This is a genomic window from uncultured Microbacterium sp. (assembly GCF_947489255.1).
Classification (GTDB): domain Bacteria; phylum Actinomycetota; class Actinomycetes; order Actinomycetales; family Microbacteriaceae; genus Microbacterium; species Microbacterium phycohabitans.
Map to the genome: position 1 here is coordinate 466,916 of NZ_CANLCY010000004.1, position 17,409 is coordinate 484,324.

Annotated in this window: 16 protein-coding genes; 8 read left to right on the forward strand and 8 right to left on the reverse strand. The window is 62.8% G+C overall.

Annotation, left to right across the window (positions count from 1 at the left end):
- Positions 1-215 precede the first annotated feature (215 nt).
- From Q0818_RS12620 to Q0818_RS12645, 6 genes are all read left to right on the forward strand, one after another.
- Positions 216-533 carry a hypothetical protein gene (locus Q0818_RS12620; protein ID WP_298875329.1) on the forward strand — a complete coding sequence of 106 codons (318 nt, stop codon included), beginning with the start codon at positions 216-218 and terminating at the stop codon, positions 531-533.
- Positions 534-565: 32 nt separating this feature from the next.
- Complete coding sequence (locus Q0818_RS12625; protein ID WP_298875332.1) at positions 566-1,171, forward strand: DUF3846 domain-containing protein; 606 nt, start codon at positions 566-568, stop codon at positions 1,169-1,171.
- Positions 1,172-1,541: 370 nt separating this feature from the next.
- Positions 1,542-4,433, forward strand: coding sequence for an SNF2-related protein (locus tag Q0818_RS12630; protein WP_298875334.1), 2,892 nt, complete (start codon positions 1,542-1,544; stop codon positions 4,431-4,433).
- A 48-nt stretch (positions 4,434-4,481) separates the two neighbouring features.
- The gene (locus tag Q0818_RS12635; protein ID WP_298875336.1) at positions 4,482-6,470 is read left to right on the forward strand and encodes a site-specific DNA-methyltransferase; all 1,989 of its coding nucleotides are present in this window, start codon (positions 4,482-4,484) and stop codon (positions 6,468-6,470) included.
- Positions 6,471-6,523: 53 nt separating this feature from the next.
- Positions 6,524-9,442, forward strand: coding sequence for a DEAD/DEAH box helicase family protein (locus Q0818_RS12640; protein ID WP_298875339.1), 2,919 nt, complete (start codon positions 6,524-6,526; stop codon positions 9,440-9,442).
- Positions 9,439-12,408 (forward strand): TrlF family AAA-like ATPase, encoded by a 2,970-nt coding sequence (locus Q0818_RS12645; RefSeq protein ID WP_298875340.1) that lies wholly within the window; start codon positions 9,439-9,441, stop codon positions 12,406-12,408. Before Q0818_RS12640 ends, Q0818_RS12645 begins: the two co-directional genes overlap by 4 nt.
- 6 nt (positions 12,409-12,414) lie before the next feature.
- Here the strand turns inward: Q0818_RS12645 and Q0818_RS12650 are convergent, their stop codons facing one another.
- The 3 genes from Q0818_RS12650 to Q0818_RS12660 all read right to left on the reverse strand — a co-directional run bounded on the left by Q0818_RS12650 (position 12,415) and on the right by Q0818_RS12660 (position 14,152).
- Entirely contained in the window at positions 12,415-12,819 is a 405-nt protein-coding gene (locus Q0818_RS12650) for a helix-turn-helix domain-containing protein (protein ID WP_298875341.1), read from the reverse strand.
- A 628-nt stretch (positions 12,820-13,447) separates the two neighbouring features.
- Positions 13,448-13,906 carry a hypothetical protein gene (locus tag Q0818_RS12655; RefSeq protein WP_298875344.1) on the reverse strand — a complete coding sequence of 153 codons (459 nt, stop codon included), beginning with the start codon at positions 13,904-13,906 and terminating at the stop codon, positions 13,448-13,450.
- 81 nt (positions 13,907-13,987) lie between these two features.
- Complete coding sequence (locus tag Q0818_RS12660; RefSeq protein WP_298875347.1) at positions 13,988-14,152, reverse strand: hypothetical protein; 165 nt, start codon at positions 14,150-14,152, stop codon at positions 13,988-13,990.
- A gap of 259 nt (positions 14,153-14,411) precedes the next feature.
- On the opposite strand from Q0818_RS12660, the gene Q0818_RS12665 reads away from it, so the two are divergent.
- Entirely contained in the window at positions 14,412-14,597 is a 186-nt protein-coding gene (locus Q0818_RS12665; protein ID WP_298875350.1) for a hypothetical protein, read from the forward strand.
- 21 nt (positions 14,598-14,618) lie between these two features.
- On the opposite strand, the gene Q0818_RS12670 is transcribed toward Q0818_RS12665, so the two are convergent.
- From Q0818_RS12670 to Q0818_RS12690, 5 genes are all read right to left on the reverse strand, one after another.
- Entirely contained in the window at positions 14,619-14,978 is a 360-nt protein-coding gene (locus Q0818_RS12670) for a hypothetical protein (RefSeq protein ID WP_298875353.1), read from the reverse strand.
- A 218-nt stretch (positions 14,979-15,196) separates the two neighbouring features.
- Entirely contained in the window at positions 15,197-15,571 is a 375-nt protein-coding gene (locus Q0818_RS12675) for a hypothetical protein (protein WP_298875355.1), read from the reverse strand.
- Positions 15,572-15,688: 117 nt separating this feature from the next.
- Positions 15,689-16,039 (reverse strand): hypothetical protein, encoded by a 351-nt coding sequence (locus tag Q0818_RS12680; RefSeq protein WP_298875358.1) that lies wholly within the window; start codon positions 16,037-16,039, stop codon positions 15,689-15,691.
- A 180-nt stretch (positions 16,040-16,219) separates the two neighbouring features.
- Positions 16,220-16,465, reverse strand: coding sequence for an alternative tryptophan synthase beta-subunit (locus tag Q0818_RS12685; RefSeq protein ID WP_298875360.1), 246 nt, complete (start codon positions 16,463-16,465; stop codon positions 16,220-16,222).
- 102 nt (positions 16,466-16,567) lie between these two features.
- Positions 16,568-16,738, reverse strand: coding sequence for an alternative tryptophan synthase beta-subunit (locus Q0818_RS12690; RefSeq protein WP_298875362.1), 171 nt, complete (start codon positions 16,736-16,738; stop codon positions 16,568-16,570).
- Positions 16,739-16,916: 178 nt separating this feature from the next.
- Here Q0818_RS12690 and Q0818_RS12695 point away from each other — a divergent pair, with 178 nt between their 5' ends.
- Complete coding sequence (locus Q0818_RS12695) at positions 16,917-17,264, forward strand: YnfA family protein (protein WP_298875364.1); 348 nt, start codon at positions 16,917-16,919, stop codon at positions 17,262-17,264.
- Positions 17,265-17,409: the final 145 nt, after the last annotated feature.

Consider the following 17,409-nt stretch of genomic DNA (forward strand, 5'->3'; position numbering starts at 1 on the left):
GAATGTAGGTGGGTGCTCATGTCTGCTTACGACTATGACAAACGAGGCGCCCAGCGAGAAGTAATCGAACGTTGTGCTTTTCGCAACGTGCGCGACCGGCGCATTGACGTCCTGAAACGAGCCGTCATACTCAGCAGTCCTCCTCGCCGGGACGCGGCTTTACCGAGAGGAACCCATCCGGGGTTCGTCGGCCGCATCCGATGAGGAGGCTCGCCATGAGCGAGAACGAATCGCCCGAGGTGCCGGCCACGGCTCTCGGTCCCACCCGCCCGCTAAGCGTGCGCATCACCGACGGGCTGCGAGCGCAACTCGAGGTCATCGCGCAACTCAACGACCGGAGCGTCACCGAAGAGATCCGTCTGGCGCTGGAGGCCTGGGTCGAGTCGAGCAAGTCCGACCCGAAGGTGCTCCAGCGCGCCGAGACAGTGCGAGCCGAGATCGAGCGCGAGGCCAAGACCAAGCAGAGCGCGATCGAGGCCATCTTCGGGAGCGCGCCGAAGGGCGGACGCACCACCAAACAGGCTCCGGCCTGACCCACGCCGGGCGTCCGGGATCGAGCACCGTCGTGCTCTCCCGGACGTCTCGACGCTTCACCGACACCTATGCCCTCGTTGCTGCCCCGCGGCTTGAAGAGAACGAACGAGTTCTCGGCCGCGACAACAGTAAGGAGATGGTGTCGATGGTCAAGAGCATCGTCATCCCGCACGACGAATCCCAGCGGCCGCGGCTGCAGGAGATGGCTGACATCGGCGCCTTCCAGGAGGCGGTCGATGGGTGGCTCGAGCTGATCGAGGCGCCCGCTATCGGCGTCACGATCTACGTCAACGAGGCGGCCCAGCGCGACTACGCGCCGCTCAACCAGCGCGCGATGGCGCTCTGGTGGCTGTACGCCGTCGACCCGATGCAGCACCCGCTGCTGTGCGGCGACGTCGTCTTCAGCGGTGTCTCCGAGGAGAACGACGGTGGCGTGCCGGAGCTGCTCGTCCGCGACGTCTTCGACGCAACGAAGTTCACGCTCGACGCCAGATCTCACTCCGGCAGCTTCTGGCGCGAAACGAAGGCACGCTTCGACGACGTGTTCGACGCAGCGCTGTGGTGCATGCTGCTCACCCGCTCAGTGAAGCCCGGCGTGCAGCTTCGCGTTCGACCTTACGTCGGGACACGCACCTGACCTTCGGTCGTCCGGGATGGAGCGCCGCTATGCGCTCTCCCGGACGACCAACTCCATTCTTCGTTGATGCCCTGCGGCTGCCAGCCCGCGTCGGCTCAGCGGGCTGTCACCATTGACCATTCACGAAAAACCCTGGTCATGTTATAAATAAGGTATTGGCGCACGGCTGATTGAGCACAGCTCTCGGCGCGCCGTGAATGCGCAAACCCGAGGCGACATAGGGCTGTCGATAACCTGAGGGCAATGCAGAAGTAATTACTAACGACCACGCTCGGCGTGGGGAGATCGGCAGCAGAACTATGGGGAGCAATGGTGCGGGTCAGCGACGCGACCGATACACAGGCGTCTTCGGCGCCGGGGAGCGCGCTGAGTGAACGAGCTCAGCGACTACCAGGCCAAGTACTTCGCGCACGAGCTGCAGCGTAGCTACGCGAGTGACCACGTCGGCAAGCTAGCTGGCCTCTTGTTTGACGCCCAGGTGGAGCCGAAGCCGCATCAGATTGACGCGGCACTGTTTGCGTTGCAGACCCCTTACCTACCCGGCGTGATTCTCGCCGACGAGGTCGGGCTCGGGAAGACGATCGAAGCGGGCATCGTCATCTCGCAGTACTGGGCCGAGCGACGGCGCAACATTCTGATCGTCACCCCATCTAGCCTCCGCCAGCAGTGGAAGCAGGAGCTCTACGAGAAGTTCCTCATCCCTGCCAGCATCCTCGATCCGAAGTCGAAGGACGCCTTGCTCTCGCGTGCGGGGGGACGCAACGGCGAGGTGCTGATCTGCTCGTACGAATTCGCCCTTCGGCATGAGCAGTCCCTGCTGCGCGCCTGGGACTTGGTGGTGGCTGACGAGGCGCACCGCCTCCGCAACTTCTGGACGGGCAAGGCCAAAGCAGCTGAAGCTATGGCCCATATCGTCGCGGGTGCACACAAGACGGTGTTGCTTACCGCCACACCGCTCCAGAACAAGCTCGAGGAGCTGTACGGGCTCGTATCCGTCTTCTCTCCGGACTACTTCTACTCGCTCGGAGCCTTTCGTGAGCGGTACATCAAGGACCGGGATCAGTCCGGCGATGACCTCGCTGAACGCGTAGGCACAATATCTAAGCGCACCCTCCGGCGCGATGCCGACAAGTACATCCACTTCACGAAGCGGCTCCCACTCACTGTCGAGTTCACGCCGAGTCTGGATGAGGTCCGACTGTACGACCTCGTCAACGACTACCTTCAGCGTGAAGAGGTGTTCGCGTTTGGCGGTGCTCAGCGCCACCTCTCCGCGCTCATCATCCGTAAGCGACTCGGCTCCTCGACCTATGCAGTCGCGAGCACACTCGAGAACATCGCGAACCGGCTCGCACTGGAAGTCGAGGCCGGCCAGCGCCGCGACGCTCGAGGTGGATTGATCGCTGCCGACTTCGTAGGTCAAGATCTTACGAGCGACGAGCTTGAGCAGGCGGAGGAACTGGAAGAGACCGGGACAACCTTCGGCCCGGCAGCCGCAGCGTTCGGAGACCCGCACTTGCTCGAGGCAATGAGGGCCGAGGTCGCAGAGCTTCGCGACTATGCAGCGCTGGCTCGCTCCATCACAGTCAACCAGAAGGCGGTGAAGCTCGGAGAAGCGCTTGATCGCGGATTCGAACGGCTGCGAGAACTCGGCGCGCCTGAGAAGGCGATCATCTTCACCGACTCCACGAAGACGCAGGAGTACATCGCTCGGACACTTCGCGAGTCAGGTCGTGGCGACGGCATCGTTCTCTTCAATGGCTCCAACGATTCGCCGGAGCAGACTGCCATCTACCAGGCGTGGTTGAAGGCGAACCGCGACGGCGACCTCATAACTGGCATCGTGGCGGCGGATCGGCGCAAGGCGCTCGTGGACTACTTCCGGTCGGAGGGAACGATCATGATCGCCACGGAGGCGGCAGCAGAGGGCATCAATCTGCAGTTCTGCTCGATGGTGGTCAACTACGACCTTCCCTGGAACCCTCAGCGAGTCGAACAGCGCATTGGGCGCGCGCACCGCTTCGGCCAGAGGTTCGACGTCGTGGTCGTCAACTTCTCGAACAAGGGCAACGTCGCCGAGCAACGGATCCTCGAGCTCCTCGCGAACAAGTTCCATCTCTTCTCAAGCGTTTTCGGGGCCAGCGATGAGGTGCTCGGCGCAATTGAAGACGGTCTCGACTTCGAGAAGATCATCAGCGGCATCCTCACCCGCAGTCGTACGGATGCGGAGATTGACCATGCGTTCGCTGAGCTGGAAGCCCAGTACGCGCCGGAGATCTCCCGCGAGATGGCGAACGCGAAATCGAAGGTGTTCGACAACCTCGATCCGCACGTCCAGGACCGGCTGAAGGCCTACGACGCGCAGTCGGGAGACGTCCTCAACAAGTTCGAGCGCCTCCTACTAGCGGTGACGATGCACGAGTTGCAGAACAATGCCACTTTCGAGGGCGACGGCCGCACCTTCCTTCTGCACCATTCACCTGTCGATGATGCTCCATCGGGTCGCTACTACTTCAAGAGCAAGCCGCTAGAGAACGCCCATCAGTACCGGTATGGCAGCCCCCTGGGGCAGCACGTGATCGAGGCCGCCAAGGCCCGCGACACTCCGTCTCGTGAGCTGACATTCAGCGCGGCGCGGTCGGTTCGAGTCACGGCAGGAGTGCGCGACCTCATCGGGCAGAGCGGCGAGTTGATCGTCGACATGGTCACCTTCTCTATGAAGGCTCGCGACGAGAACATCTCCGAGTCCTACATCCTCGCCGCCGGCCGCACCGATGTCGGAGGAACGCTCGATGATGAGCATGTGGCGGACATCCTGGATCTTGCCTGCATCGGCGTCGGCGGGTCCATAGAGATCGATACGGAGCGCCTGGCACCCATGCTGGACGCTCGTCGAGTCGAACTGGAGCGCGAGGTGCAGGGCCGAAACTCGCGGTTCTACGACCAGCAGGAAGAACTGATCTATCGCAACCAACAGGATCGCAAAGCGGAACACGAAGGAGCCATCCGCGACTACCGGGCGAAAGAGAAGGACGCGCGTCGCCGAGCGAGGCAAGTGGACGATCCGATGGAACAGCTGCGCCTCAAGAAGGAAGCGCGTCGGTGGGAGCAGCGAGCCGAAGATGCCGATGAGCAGTTCCGCGATGCCCGCAAGAAGCTTCGTGATGAGGCAGACCAGTTCCTCGACCTCATCGAGCAATCCCTGCGGGGCACCCAAACCACAGAGCACCTCTTCTCGATCCGCTGGCGCATCGACGCGTAGCGGGAACGAGAACACCGATTAACACAACGTAATGAGAAAGATTCCTACATGAGCGACGACATCCACGACACTCCATCAACCACACCTAACTTCCAGACCGAGCTCGCCGCGAAGCTGGCCGAGCTGGCACCCGAGGCGATAGCCGACGGGAAGGTCGACGTCGTCAAGCTCCAGGAGCTGCTGGCCACCGACGCTGCCGAAGGCAATGAGCGGTTTGGCTTGTTCTGGCCGGGCAAGAAACGCGCGCTCCGCGCGGCCCAGGAGCCGACGTCAGCAACGCTGCGCCCAGACTTCGACAACTCGAAGAACTGGGAGAGCACGGCCAATGTGTTCATCGAGGGGGACAACCTCGAAGCGCTGAAGATCCTCCAAAAGCACTACCACAACAGCGTGAAGCTGATCTACATCGATCCGCCGTACAACACAGGCAAGGATTTCGTCTACCCGGACAACTACTCGGAGGGGCTGGGTACCTACCTCGAGTGGACGCGGCAAGTAAGCGAGGAGGGCAAGAAGCTCTCAACGAACGCGGATACTGAAGGGCGCTATCACTCGAACTGGCTGAACATGATGTACCCGCGGCTGAAGCTGGCGCGGAATCTCCTCACCGATGATGGCGTCATCTTCATCTCGATTGACGATCACGAGTACGACAACCTGAAGAAGCTGAGCGACGCGGTCTTCGGCGAGGCAAACTACCTGAACACCTTCGTCTGGGTGAGCAACCTCAAGGGGCGGCAGATCTCCGCGAGTGGAGCTGCGGGCACGAAGGAGTACATACTCTGCTATGCCCGGAGGGGCGACGAAGCTGGCGAGTTCCGCGCCTCTGGGTCGAAGCTCAAATCGCTGATGCCAACGGTCTACAAGGGATTCAACTACACCGCGCAGACGGACGAGCGCGGGCCCTACGTCCTGAAGAACGAGTTGTACAACACGAACTCGGCGTTCAACGAAGTCACCCGGCCCAACCTCGTCTTTGACATCTACTTCGACGCCTCGACTGGAGAGGTTAAGACCGAGCCCGTCTCTGAGGTGCATGTCCATCCTGGCTTCGCAAAGATTCCGCCCAAGAAGAACAACAACGGAACGAACAAGTACCACGCCTTCCGTTGGAGCACACGCAAGGTTCTTGCGGAGACTCATGATCTTGCCTTCGTGGAGTCGCCCTCAGGATGGAAGGTGTTCACGAAGGTTAGGGATGTCGATTCGGCCGCGCTCAAGGACGTTGTGATGGATATGGCCACCAATGAGGGAATTGCGGACATCGGAAAACTCGGGCTCGATGCAAAGTGGTTCGACTACCCCAAGCCAGTCAACCTAATCAAACTTCTGGTCGAGTCAGCTACCGAATCAGACTCTCTGGTTCTGGACTTCTTCGCGGGCTCAGGGACAACCGCGCATGCCGTCATGCAGCTCAACGCGGAGGATGGGGGCAATCGTCGCTTCATTCAAGTGCAGCTCCCCGAGCCGCTCAGCGACGATCATGCGGCCACGTCTGTTGGTCACGAGACGATCGCAAACATTTCTCTTGCTCGAATTCATGCAGCCGGTGAAGCAGTCTCGAAGTCTCTCGACGGACAGCTCACCGATCGCGGCTACTTCGATGTGGGGGTACGCGCCTACAAGCTTGCCGACACGAACTTCTCCAAGTGGCGAGTCACGAATGAAATTGACGTCGACGCGCTCCAGCAGCACCTGCTCGATCTGCGTGACAGTAGTAGCTCCGACGATGCGACCGCGGATGACCTTCTCGTCGAGATCCTGCTCAAGCAGGGCTACTCGCTCTCGGAGAAGATCACAACGACGGTGATCGGTGGTGTTGAGCTGCGCGCTGTGCACGACGCCGATGGTGACGTCGCCGTTCTTGCCTACCTCGACGAGCACACGAAGCCGACGCTGGAGCAGCTACGCGCGATCGTCGACACTCAGCCGACGCGGATGATCATCCTCGAAGACGCGTTCCAAGGCGACGACGAACTCAAGACGAATCTGGTGCAGCTCGCGAAGTCCAAGAACGTGGAGCTCTGGACGGCGTAATGGGTAGTTCAGGCTTTCAGTTCGATCCCAGCCAGCCGTACCAACTCGACGCGGTGAGCTCGGTCGTCGACTTATTCGACGGCCAACCGAAGGACGCGGACAAGCTCGTCCTGACCCTCCGCGGGCAGGCCGTGTTGAAGGACACGGAGCAAGCAACCCTCGATCTCGACCTCACGCAAGAAGTCGGAGCGATTGGAAACAACCTCGTGCTCGAGCGCGAGACTGTCTTCTCGAACCTGCAGCGCATCCAGGACCGCAACGGCTTGGAAGTGGCGCCGAAGCTCTACGACGAAGCACTCGACTTCGACATCGAGATGGAGACCGGAACCGGGAAGACCTACGTCTACCTCCGCAGCGTCTTTGAGCTCGCGAAGAACTACAACTTCACGAAGTTCGTGATCCTTGTCCCGAGCGTGGCGATCCGAGAAGGGGTGGCGACGAGCATCCGCCTGATGCGTGGCCACTTCGGCGACCTCTACCCTGGTCAGCCATTCGACTTCTCCGTGTACAGCGGCAAGAACGCCGAGGACGTACAGTCCTTCGCGACAGCCACGAACATCCAGATTCTCGTGATGACGATCGACGCGATCCGAGGTACCGCGAACACGCGTATCATCCATCAGGCGAAGGACAAGCTCAACGGGCTGCGTCCTATCGACTACCTCAAGGCCACGCATCCCGTCGTGATCATGGACGAGCCGCAGAACATGGAGTCTCTCCTATCGCAGTCGGCGGTCAGCGAGCTCGACCCGGCCGCGACGCTCCGCTTCAGCGCTACGCACAAGAAGCAGCGCAACGTCGTGTACCGACTCGATCCCGTGGACGCACACGACCTCGGCCTCGTAAAGCAGATCGTGGTCGCCGACGTCCAGCAACAGGGCGCAGATGCGACTCCGTACATCAAGCTGGTCGAGGTTAAGCGGGAGCCGTCCTGGACTGCCAAGCTCGAACTCTCCTGCCTCAAAGCGGACGGCACTCGTGAGCGCCGCGTGGTCAGTGTCAAGCAGCACCAGGAGCTCTCCGACGAGCGCGTGACCAACAACCCGATCTACGACGGTTGGCGCATCAATGAGATGAGCATCGAGCCAGCGTTCATCGATCTCACCCTCCACGGCTTCCTAGAGGAAGGTCAGAGCATCGGTGGATCGTCCGGGGCGATCTACAAGGAGATGATCCGCGAGACCGTTCGAGAGCACCTCCGCAAAGAGGCAATGCTGCGACCCCGCAACATCAAGGTCTTGAGCCTGTTCTTTGTTGACAAGGTCGCCAGCTACATGGGCGACGGCACAGATAACGCAACCGCCGATGGTGACTTCGTGAAGTGGTTCGACGAGGTGTTCGTCGAAGAGCGCGCCAAGCTCGCTCGCTATCGAGAGCTCCTGCCGCAAGATCCGAGTGCGCTCCGCCGTGCGTACTTCTCCGAGATCAAACGCGGCAAGACGAAGATCGCCCAGGACAGCACCGGCGCTACGAAGGCCGACGACGACGCCTATGAGCTGATCATGCAGGCGAAGGAGCAGTTGCTGGATGAGGCTGAAGATGTCCGGTTCATCTTCAGCCACTCCGCGCTGCGCGAGGGGTGGGACAACCCAAACGTCTTCCAGATCTGCACCCTTCGCGAGATGGGTGCAGAGGTCGAACGCCGACAGACCATCGGACGTGGCCTTCGCCTACCCGTTACCAAGACGGACGAGGGCTTCGTGCGTGTTGCAGATCCCGGCATCGCGACGCTCACGGTCGTCGCCAACGAGTCATATCAGGCCTTCGCGAAGAGTCTGCAGAGCGAGTACAAGTCTGCTGGCGTCGAGATCGGTGCGGTTCGGCGAAGCGAGTTCTCGAAGATCCCGCTCATCGGGGCGGACGGCAACCTGACCGATGACCTATTCGGGTACGAGCGATCGGCTTCGGTATGGGAGCACCTCGCTCGGGAAAAGTTCATCGTGGACGGCAAGGTGACCGCGAAGTTCCAGCCGAACACCATCGACTTCAGCCTGAACCTCCCCGAGATCTACGTCGACTACGAGCCCGAGATCACTGCCCTCATTGCGCGTGCTCACATCGGGACATACGTGAAGCCGGCGAGCAAGCGTCATTCCCGAAAGGTCAATAAGCAGCTCTACGCGACGCCCGAGTTCGAAGAGTTCTGGCACGCCATCAGCCGCCGGACTACCTATCGCGTCAGCGTCGACCGCGAGCAGATCGTCGAGAAAACCGTCGAGGCGATCAAGGCAGCTCCGAAGATCGATCCACTACGCATTCAGGTGACCCGGGCAGGCGTCAAGGTGCTGCGCGGGGGAGCGAAGGGTCAAGAACTCGGCAGCCGCTCCGCAGATCTGAAGGGTAGCTACGACCTCCCGGACATCATCGCGGAGTTGCAGGAGGCCACCTCCCTGACCCGCAAGACCATCGTGGACATCCTGATCGGCAGCGATCGGCTATCCGAGTTCCTCGGGAACCCGAACGACTATATCGCGATGGCTAAGCGGCTCATGAAGGCCGAGCTCGCGAAGATCGTTGTCGAGGGCGTGCAGTACGAGAAGATCTCCGGCTCGGTGTACGAGCTCCGGGAACTTCAGAAGGACGGCGACGACGAGAAGGAACGCTTCCTCGACCAGATGTACAAGGTGCAGAACGCCCAGAAGACAGACTTCGACTACGTGGTTTACGACTCCGATGTCGAGCGGCAGTTCGCCGAACTCCTGGACGGTCGCGAAGACGTGAAGCTCTTCATGAAGCTTCCGGCGAAGTTCAAGATCGACACTCCGGTTGGGCCGTACAACCCGGACTGGGCCATCATCAAGCACGAGGACGGCGAGGATCGCGTGTACATGATTCGGGAGACGAAGAGCACGCTCGACGACTCGAAGCTCCGACCGACCGAGCTCGCCAAGATCAAGTCGGCGAAGCAGCATTTCGAAGCGATCGGCGTTGGGGACTACGCGCGCTCCGTGCCGGGGAGTTGGAACCTGTGACCTCGACAGCAGACCCGCGGGGCTCCGTGTGGCGGCGGTGGGATCCGCACATCCACGCACCGGGGACGGCGCTGAACAACCAGTTCGGCGCCGATGACTGGGACGAGTACCTAACGCGCATCGAGCAATCGGAGCCTCGCATCGAGGCGCTCGGAGTCACGGATTACTACAGCATCGCCGACTACGAGAAGGTTGTCGCATTCAAGGAGGATGGCCGTCTTCCTGACGTCGGACTCGTGTTCGCCAATGTCGAGATGCGCTTGCCCACTGCGACTTCGACCAATCCGGTCAACATCCACCTGCTCATCTCGCCGGAAGATCCCGACCACGTTGAAGAGGCGAAGCGCTTTCTCAACACCCTGACCTTCCAGTACGGCCAGGAGACCTACGTCTGTAATCCGGCGGACCTCATTCGCCTGGGCAAGAAGTCCAACTCCAAGATCATGGGCGAGGGCGCCGCTCTCAGCGCGGGAACCAACCTCTTCAAGGTCACGATGGAGAACCTGAAGAAGTCGTTCTCCGAGAGCGCGTGGGCGCAGCAGCACATCATCGTCGCGGTCGCCGCCAGCTCCACTGATGGAACTGCTGGCGTGCGCGATGACGGCGCCTCCCTTGCCGCCGTGCGTACCGAGATCGAGCGCGTCGCCCGGGTTATCTTCGCGAGCTCGCCCAAGCAGCGCGCCTTCTGGATTGGCGATGGTGTCGATTCGATCGAGACTCTGAACGAGAAGTACGACGGCGTGAAGGTGTGCCTCCACGGAAGCGACGCACACAGCCTTGCCGCCGTCGGGAAGCCCGCAGAGAACCGCTATTCCTGGATCAAGGGCGACGCGACGTTCGAGGCGCTCCGTCAGGCGTGCCTGGAGCCGCGCGAGCGCGCCACCGTTGCCGAGACGCCGCCGTCTGGTGCTTTGCCGCACCGTGTCATCCAAGAGATCTCCGTTAGCGGCGCTCCGTGGTTCAGCAACGGAAGCGTGCCGGTCTCGCCCGGCCTTGTCGCGATCATCGGCGCGCGCGGGTCAGGAAAGACGGCTCTTGCTGATCTCATTGCGGCCGGCGCGGGGGCAGCCAGCGACGACGCGACCGACAAGACCTTCCTCCAGCGTGCCAAGCGGCACGTCGAAGGTGCCGGCGTGGACCTGACCTGGGCAGATGGCCGCACGACCAACGCCGCACTCCCTCCTATCGTGGACCCCGACGAGACGCCTGCCGTGCAGTACCTGTCTCAGCAGTTTGTTGAGAGGCTCTGCTCGTCCGAAGGCATCACAGACGAGCTGCTCGAGGAGATCGAGCGCGTCATCTTCGAGGCGCATCCGTTCGAGGAACGGCTCGGTGCTTCGACCTTCCGGGAACTGCTCGACATCCGGGCGAGCCACGGCCGGGGTCTGCGCGAATACGCGAAGGAAGAGATCGACGAACTTTCTGTTGAGATTGACGCGGAACGCGCCACGCTAGACCAGCTCCCGACCCTCAAGATCGAACAAGCTCAGCTCACCAAGGTCCTGACCGAGGACAAAGGCGCGCGGAGCAAGCTCGTGATCGTCGGCGGCGAAGCGCGGTCTCAACGGCTTGATCAGGTCAACGCGGAACTCGCTACCAGGCAAGCCGCGATCGACGGGCTTCGTCGCCGCGAGCAGGCTCTCGGGGAGCTGCGCGCAGCCACGACGGACCTGAAGGATCGGCGGTTGCCGGGCGCTACCGCGACCCTCATGCGTAATCACGAAGCCGCAGGCCTAACTGCCGAGGAGTGGAAAGCATTCGAGATCCAGTTCGTCGGAGACCCGGTCGCCACGCTCGACGCCAAGTTGACCGCCGTGAAGACCAGCATCAGCGACCTCACCGGCGTCATGCCGACACGTCCAGACGTACCCCCTACCGACATGCCTGCGTTTGTCGCCGATGACGCAGACCTCACCAAGGAGACCCTGAGCGTGCTCCGGACAGAGGCATGGCGGTTGGGTCACCTGATCGGCCTCGACAGCGACAAGCAGAAGCAACTCGAGGCGCTGAACACGCGCATCGCGCGGAACGAGTCGCTCCTCACTGCAGCCGACAAGAAGGTCGCCAATGCGTCGGGCGCGAGCGACCGAATCAAGGCACTGCAGCTCAAGCGCAAGCAGGCGTACTCGTCCCTGTTCGATGGGTTTGCCGCCGAACAAGACGAGCTCACCGCGATGTACGCGCCGCTCAAGAAGATGCTGGAATCAGAACTGGGCACGCTCGGCAAGCTGAACTTCAGCGTGCGCCGTGTCGTCGATGTCGAGGCGTGGGCAACGCGCGGCGAGAGCCTGTTGGACCTTCGCACCGGTGAGTTCCGAGGCCGCGGCGAGCTGCTCCGAGTTGCGAGAGACACGCTGCTCCCGGCGTGGCAGGACGGCGCGAGCACTGCAGTCGCGGAGGCGATGAACACCTTCCGGGCTGATCACAACCAGCACCTCATGGAGCAGGCAAGAGTGCCGCGTACCGACTCCAAGGCATTTTGGGCCTGGGGCAAAGAAGTCTCTGACTGGCTGAACAGCACTGACCACATCACGGTGAGCTACGGCGTGCAGTACGACGGCGTCGATATCGAGCAGCTCTCGCCGGGTACACGTGGCATCGTGCTGCTTCTGCTCTACTTGGCGATCGACCAGTCCGACGACCGGCCGCTGATTATCGACCAGCCGGAAGAGAACCTCGATCCGAAGTCGATCTTCGACGAGCTTGTTGGGCGGTTCGTCGAGACTCGGCGCCGGCGTCAGATCATCATCGTCACCCACAACGCGAACCTGGTTGTGAACACCGATGCCGATCAGGTCATTGTCGCGAATGCGGGCGCACACGTGCCCGGTGGGCTGCCGAAGCTGACGTACGTCTCTGGAGGGCTCGAGAACCCGACGGTGCGAGATGAGGTGTGCGAAATCCTCGAGGGCGGCAAGCCTGCATTTGAGGAGCGGGCGCGTAGGCTCCGGATCCGGTTGGGGTGAGTCGAGTTACCGGATGTGCGGGCTCTTTTGTTTGCGGCCGCCAGTCGGCGGGCGCAGCTTCACTCCAGCGGCGATGATGGCAACGCGCATCGTTTCCTGGTTAACCGACATCTGCGCGGCCACCTCCGAGAGCGACAATCCGGACTTGTACAGCCGCTTGGCCTGAGTCACCTGCGTGCCCGTAAGCGGCTGACGACGGACGACTACGTTGTTCTCGCGGAGGATCCGGAGGATGGTTGACTTCGCGACTTTGAACTCTTCGGCGAGGGCGGTCGACGTTGCGCTGCCGTCTGAGTACCTACGAACGACCTCATCCTGGGACGCTGGCGACAGGCGGGTCCACGGCCTTGTACGCGTAATAGTTCGAGCAACCGTCGCGTCCTCATCGGCGGCCTTCAGAATCAGCCGCATCCGGTCCGCCGTAACAGGGGTCGATATATGGGAACAGAGGTAGTCAAGGTCGACATTAGGGCCGGAATCGTGAGGGATTCCGGCCCTTCGTCGTCGTTCGGCCCAGTCGGTGTGAGCGCCGGAACGTGTGGAGGCTCTCGCCGACTGCCCGGGCCCATCGCTGGTAGGTCCTCGCCACGATGACAGACATCGTTTGCGGCGAATCGCTGGAGGCACTGTTTGGGGTTCGGGTGCGCGATATCTCGTCATCGCCCACGGGAATGACGATCAGCCAATCGACGTCGATGTGATTCCGGCTCAGCCCGTCAAATCCCGTGTCTCACTAGAAGGGATACAGAGGAGGCCGTGGGGGTCGTAATGTTCGGTCCGCAGCCGTCGAAGATGCCCGGAAATAGGATTCCGGGCTTGGCCGATAATTACCCGAGGCGATGTTCAGCCCTCATCTGCGTCACTACCTGAGAAAAGCGGCCTAGGCATTCCTGCGATGAGGCCAGAACAGCCCTACCTCACTCACCCGGCATGTGCTCGACGTCAGCAGCGGCATCCGACATCAGGGTCCGAGCCAGGGGTCCGTCTCGTCTACTCCCGACGCATGCGCTGACGCACTGCGCACCCGGGGAGGACGGACTCACCCTCGATCGTCGGACCGTTGGAATCGGACGGCCGCTGCGCGGGTCGCGACGGAGTCGGCTCTGGTGGTTTCCGCGCCGGCCGCCTCTTCGATGAGCTTCCGGGCGGTGGCCTGCTCGTCTCGGATCTGGGAGGTGATCTGCGCGAGCTGGTCGGCGAGCAGGGTGGCCAGACCCATCTCGAGCTGTTCCAGGGTCGTCCCGTGGATTTCGAGGCGTCGGTCGGAGACCCGCAGCGTCACGGAGGGATACCCGGCGCTCACGAGAGCCTGCTTCGTCGCCGCGGAGTGGATGGCCACCACCTCTTCGGGGGAGGGCCGACGGGAGAAGACCGCGTCGACTTCATAGGAGTCGGGCGTTTCGGCAGTGCCCAGAGTGCGCGGAAGAGAGCCGGGCAGGACGTTCGTGAGACCGAGCGGGTCCGAGCGGTCTGATGTGGTCGATGCGGAAGTGGTCATGGGATCTGGACTCCTCGATAGGTGCCACGGGATGAGCCGGGCGGGTGGGTTTTCGCGTCGAGGGGCTCGATCGCGGCGGGGTCAGGAGGCTCGACGTCCTGAGCGCGATCGGATCAGACCGAACAGGAGAGTGCCCACGAACAGGATGATGCCGATGATGGCGAGCCACACGAGTCCTTCGAAGGCGAACCCCACGACGGCCAGCACAGCCCAGACGACGAGCAGAATTACAAGAGTGCGCCACATATCTTCGACTGTACGCGCAATATTTATTTGCCGTCATTTTCTTGAATGAGGTCGGTTGAGCGGCGTTCGAAGAGCGCGAGAAAATCACAGAACCCCGGAAAAGTGGGGTTTTCAAGAATTCATGCACCTTGAACAACCCGTGTCAATGCCCCTGACTTTCGAAGCGGAAAGCGTGAGAACCGTTTCGCATATTGTGCTCGTGTCCTCGTCGAGACGACGTCGAATGCGCACGCGTCAGACGCAGGCGTATTCTGCGCGAATGGAGACCTTCGTCGTACCGGGTGTGGGCAGGGTCGAGGTCGAGTTCGAGGTGCGTCGATTCGGGCTGGGAACCGACACCATGAAGAGCGTGATCCGGGTCTGCTGGCCGGGGGGCGTGGACGTGAGCTGCGAGGTGCACGAACGTACCGCTCTGCACCTGGAGGCGGTCGGCGTCACGAATTGAGCGGTGCCCTCGGGCGCGCTGTCACAGTCCGTAGTAGTCGTCGTCATCCCAGGGGGCGGCGCGGGTCGATTCCCAGGCCTGGGAGGGGGAGCCCGCGGTGATGTTGGTGCTCCTCGGGTACGACGCCTGCATCCGCATCATGGTGACTTGATCGGAGAAATCGGGAACCTCGTCGATCCAGGCGAACGGCATGCTGAGGATCGACGATGAGGGCCCGACGGTCATCCACGCCACGTCCTGACCTGCGCCGACGACCACGATGGGAACCTCCACGAGCTGGGGGACGCCTGTCGAAGCGATCCCCACGACGAGGTGGAGCATCGCGTCAGCGATCTCGTCGGTGGTGACGAACCGTCCACCCGCATAGCTGACCTGTCGCATCTTCCCCAGTGTGCGCCTCGACCGCTGGGGCGGGCGATTTCGGGGGGGTGGGTTGTATATCGTCCGCTCATGCCCCACCCTGGGGCCGCCCAACTCGCGATCGCCGGCTCTCTGAGCGCGTCGGTGCGCGAGAACGGCGCACCGCGCGGACGGAACCTCAGTCGGCTCGGTGCCCGCTCTCGCGGTGCGCGAGAACGACGCTCCGCGCAGGCAGGACCTCAGCCGGCTCGGTGCCCGCTCTCGCGGTCCCATTCGAGCGACTTCCACTGCAGGAACGTGCAGAGGTTGCTCGCGATCACGTATTCGGCCGCGAGGCTCGTGATGTCGTGGATCGACATCGAGAGGTTCTGGGGCTGCTCGCTGAGGGTGAGTTCCCACAGGGGATCGTCGTAGCTGCGCGGCCGCATGTAGATGGATGCCGATGCGTTGCGCAGCCGCAGGATGACCAGGCCCGTGTCGTCGTGGCCGTCGTCCTCCTGCGGCGCGATCGAGATCGAGCCGGCGATGCAGTGCTCTTCGTTCTCGAACTCCGCGACCCAGGCCTCGAGTTGTGCGCGGGAGCGGCGGGGCGGTGAGTCCTCGAGCGATTCCATACCGGCAGTCTGGCATCCGACGCCGAGCCCCGCGGGACCCTTGTGCGCGGCGTCGCGAGCTTCGCGGTCAGATCATCGACGAGCGCGTGTTGTCGATGCGCCGACGCCCGGGGCGCGTCAGACGTTCTCTGTCGTGCCGCGCGTGGCGGCATCCGTCCGCTTCTGCAGGTATTCGCAGAGCTTGCCCGTGGTCAGCAGCTCCTCGCCGAGGGCGATCAGGTGCGTCCCGGTGAGCGGGAACTCGCCGGAGCGTTCGGTGAGGGTCGCGGTCCAGGTGCGCTCGCAGTCCACATTGAGGTAGATGGACGCCGGACCGTGATTGAGGTGGACGGCGACGATACCCGAGTCGCTGTGCTCCGGGTCGTCCTGGGGGAGGACGTGGACGGTCGCGTGAGCGACGCGGTCGTGCTTCTCGTAGTCGTCCACCCACTGGGCGATGTCGGCGAAGGGAGGGCGAGTGCACGTCATGCGCTAAGGCTATCCGGAACACGACACGCGACCCAGATCAGAGGTGGCCGACCTTCGGTCCGCGCGGGCGACACATGGATGCCGCGCGCTAGGCCGCCGCGCGGAGCGAGCACCTGCCCGAGACCGCCGACGGCATCCGCGCCTCCTCCGCGGGAGGAACGGGTTCGGAGCGCGGGTGGGTCAGGCCGCGGTCGACCCCGACGGTCGGATGTCGGCGTCCGACCAGGGCGCGTTTTCGGCGGGCTGCTGGGTGTACATCGAGAGCGAGAGCTCTCTCGAGCTTCCCCACCCGCGGCGGGCGCGGACGAGGGTGTAGCCCTCGCCACGCAGCGCGTGGGCGGTCTCGGTGGTGAGGGGGCGGTGGGCGAGTGCTTCCCATCCGCCGGGCATGCGGTAGGCGTGGGTCACGGTGCGAGGGCGAGTCATTTCCACTCCAAAGAACGGGCTTTCGAGGGTGCTGCACCATTGGAGCGGAGGAGGACGACGTTACGCGTCGTCGGTCGAGGTGTCTGTCCCCTCTTCGGAGGGTCAGCGTGTCGGCGGATATTGCCGCAGCGAGATCTCACGCGTGTCGAAGAAGCCGCGACGCGCGCGGACCAGCGTGATCCCCTGTTCGCGCAGCGCGGCGGCTCGTTCTGGCGTGAGGGGTTCGTGGGGGGCCTTCTGCCAGCCACCCGCGAGTGTGTAGATGTGTGTCACGGTGCGAGGTCGAGTCATCATCACTCCCTGCGGGAAATCTAGTCCTTCGAGATAAGCGCCGGCCGAGATTTTCCCTCTCCGTAATGTGTGCGTCGATGACCGTAACCGGGGCGTCTCCGCGTCGTCTCCCGGGGCGACCCGGCACCGTGTCGCGGGGCCTCGTAGGGATAATGGCCCGATGGTCACCGTCCGCATCGTCGTGCTCTTCGCCCTCGCCGCGCTCGCCGAGATCGGCGGCGCGTGGCTCATCTGGCAGGCGGTGCGCGAGAACCGGGGCTGGTGGCTGGCTCTGCTCGGAATCGTCGCGCTCGGAGCGTACGGTTTCGTCGCCGCCTTGCAGCCGGATGCGAATTTCGGGCGCGTGCTCGCCGCCTACGGTGGGGTGTTCGTCGCCGGCTCGCTGGCCTGGGGGATCGTCGTCGACGGCTTCCGCCCGACGGTGTGGGACTACGTCGGCTCGGCCGTCGCGCTGGTGGGAGCGGGGATCATCGTCGTGGCGCCATCCGCTGCCGCGGCGCCGGAGTGACGGCATCCTGTGTTCAAGAGATGCGTATCGATCAGTTAGATCGGCGAGTAGTTAGCTAGAAGAGATATCGGCGACTTGTCAACCGCCCCGCGGTGACGTGCCCGCACGGGCACACTCGAAGCATGCAGTTCGACAACACGCCCCA